At 60.2% G+C, this 2,758-nt stretch carries 2 protein-coding genes; one reads left to right on the top strand and one right to left on the bottom strand.

The window, feature by feature from the left end; all coding sequences use genetic code 11:
• On the bottom strand, positions 1-1,659 hold a 1,659-nt coding region (locus tag EOA22_RS29885), incomplete at its 3' end, for a type VI secretion system tip protein VgrG (protein ID WP_164756007.1).
• Positions 1,660-2,138: 479 nt separating this feature from the next.
• On the opposite strand from EOA22_RS29885, the gene EOA22_RS29880 reads away from it, so the two are divergent.
• The coding region (locus EOA22_RS29880) for a type VI secretion system-associated FHA domain protein (RefSeq protein WP_348629513.1) at positions 2,139-2,758 on the top strand (620 nt) is incomplete at its 3' end.

Here is a 2,758-nt window from a genome sequence, read left to right as displayed (position 1 = left end):
GATGTTGGTGGTCTGGTCGACGCCGATCTTGACCGTCTTGTTGTTACCGACGTCCTCATCGAGGTTGTGGCCGACGGAATGCTTGGCGTCGTGGTCGATGCGGTCGGACTGGTCGTGCTGCACCAGCTTGGTGCGGTCGTGCTTGACCAGAAGGATGTGGTCCTTCTGCGCCTGGAAATTGACCAGTTCGGAGCCGGCCTTGTCCTCGAACATCAGCTCGTTGTAGCCGCCACCGCCTTTGGAGGAGTCGGACTTCCAGCCCGATTGCGTGGCGCTGCCCGGCAGCCCGTAGGGCGGCATCTGGGAGGCGTTGTAGACCCTGCCGGTAATGATCGGCAGGTCCGGGTCGCCTTCGATGAAGTCGACGATCACCTCCTGGCCGATGCGCGGGATCTGGATGAAGCCCCAGCCGCTGCCGGCCCAGGTCTGCGACACCCGCACGAAACAGGAGCTGTTCTGGTCCTTCTTGCCCAGACGGTCCCAATGGAACTGCACCTTCACCCGCGCATATTTGTCGGTGAATATTTCTTCGCCAGACGGGCCGACCACCGTCGCCGTCTGGGGGCCGCGCATGATCGGCCGTGGCGTGATCCGCGGCGGACGATAGGGCAAGGCTGTCGGCGCCAGGCCGAGGATCACCTTGAAATTCTCGCTGTTGACGTCAGCATGGGCTCTGTAGCCTGGATCAAACAGTCTGTATTCGGCGCTGACCACCAGATACTCCTGATTCTGGTCCTCGCGCGGAAAGCTATCCAGCTTGAACGTGCAGCCCGAATAGAGGCCGCGCACGGTGCCGACGGCGGCGATGCGCTGGTGGACGGCCTGGATTTCCTCACGCCGGATCGCGGCCAGGCTGTCTCCCCGGCCCGTTTCGAGATGCGCGCCGGGCTGGCGGTAGTTCTCGCCCGCTGCCTCCTTGTGGCTGAACGGCTGGGCCGACTTGGCCATGAGATCGGCGCCCGGCTTCGTGAAATCATAGTCAGTGTGGGCATAGGCGCCTGGGCGCACCGAACTGCCCGGTATCCATTCAGTGATGTATTCGACATCGCGCCGCGAACCCTGACCTTCAAAGTTATAGAGCACTTTCTCGTAGCCCGGCGCAGGCTTCAGCTTGCTCATCGCATCGGCCAGGACAAGCGTGTGCTTGCCGTCATCATGCTCGAAGAAATACAGGATGCCTTCATGCTCCAGCAGCCGCTGCACGAAATCCAGATCGGGTTCGTCGTACTGCACGCAATATTCGCGCGGGGGATAGGACCCTTGCAGGCGCAGATCGAATTCCGCGATACCGTATTTCTTGAAGATGTCCTTGACGATGTCGAGGACGCTCTTGTTCTGGAAAATACGGCAATCGGTGGTGTTGCCGAGAAACCAGAGCCACGGCCTGATGACCGCCTCATAGTAGGCCAGCCGATCTTCCAGCCGGGTGAGCCGGAACTCGGAGACGATGCCGCTGAACCAGCGTTTCGGATCAGATTCAGCTTCGATCGAGAGCGGCCCGCCCAGCATCTTCAACGGATCGATATCGGAGTCGGTGCTCACGAATCCGACCGTATAGGCAAAACAACGGCTGATCTCATCGCGTCCGACAAGATGCGTGAAGGTCAACAGCTCGGAGCCAACCGGTGTCCGGACAACGGTGGCACGTTCATTGGGCATGGGTCGAGCCCCCTCCTGGACGCGGCCGCCAATGTGATGGATTTGAAGTTCCCGCTATATTAACAGCATTCCGTTCAGGAACTTCTTAAATCCGCCACGCCAGGCCATGTTGAGCCTACCACATGTTTTCCTGCTGGCCAAAGAGGACATGGGGCGACAGAAACCTAAACCGTGTCGCGGTTGGTCGGATTCACGCGCTGCACCTTCAGGTCTTGTTTCATGCAATGTCGTTTTCTCAAACGGAGGGCACTTTTGGGCGACATGCATTAACCAGCCGGTTCATCGGCTTGAAACGCTTCTGTCCTGTTTTACCCGCAAGCTGCTAGAATGGCGGAGTACCGATCAACGATCGACGGCGATCTCGGATGCACATCAGTCTGGAAATCAACAATGTCGACGCCTTGCCCGCTGGTACCTCGACCTGCTACGCGGCGCGTGATCGCGGCTTCGACATCGGACGCGATGCTTGCGACTGGACCTTGCCGGATCCCGACAAGTTCATCTCGGGCCGCCACTGCGAGGTTCGCTACGAGGCGGGCGCGTTCTGGCTGCACGACATCTCGCGCAATGGGACTTTCATCAACGGATCGAGCCAGCGCATGACCGGGCCACACCGGCTTGGCCATGGCGACCGGATACTGATCGGCCGTTATGTCATCTTGGTATCGATCGACGAAGAGCGCGCCACGGCGGGCTACCGCAGCTACAAATCCGAGCAGCGAGACATGCCGCCCGCGACAGGCCGACCGCTGGAATTCAAAGATGCACCTTTCTTCGATCCCGCGCAGCAACGGCCCGGGCAGCGCATTCCGCCGCACTCCCCACCCCTGCCTTCGACCAGAGACGAGGTCTTGCGGGAGATCGCGATCGGAGCCGGCATTTCGCCGGAATTGCTTCAATTACGCGACCCGCATGAAGTTGCCGCCGAAATCGGCGCGGTCCTGCGGGTGGTGGTCGAGGAACTGACGTTGCTGCTGAAAGCACGTGCGGCCGCGAAAATGCTGGCCAAGAGCACACAACGAACGATGATCAGCGCCGCCGACAACAATCCGCTGAAGTTCGTTCCAGGAACCGACGCCATCCTCGCAATCATGTTCGC

The organism is Mesorhizobium sp. M7A.F.Ca.US.014.04.1.1 (assembly GCF_003998745.1).
In the GTDB taxonomy this organism is placed as follows: Bacteria; Pseudomonadota; Alphaproteobacteria; order Rhizobiales; family Rhizobiaceae; genus Mesorhizobium; species Mesorhizobium ciceri.
The sequence above is the reverse complement of the archived record's forward strand: the minus strand, read 5'-3'. Positions and strand labels throughout refer to the sequence as shown.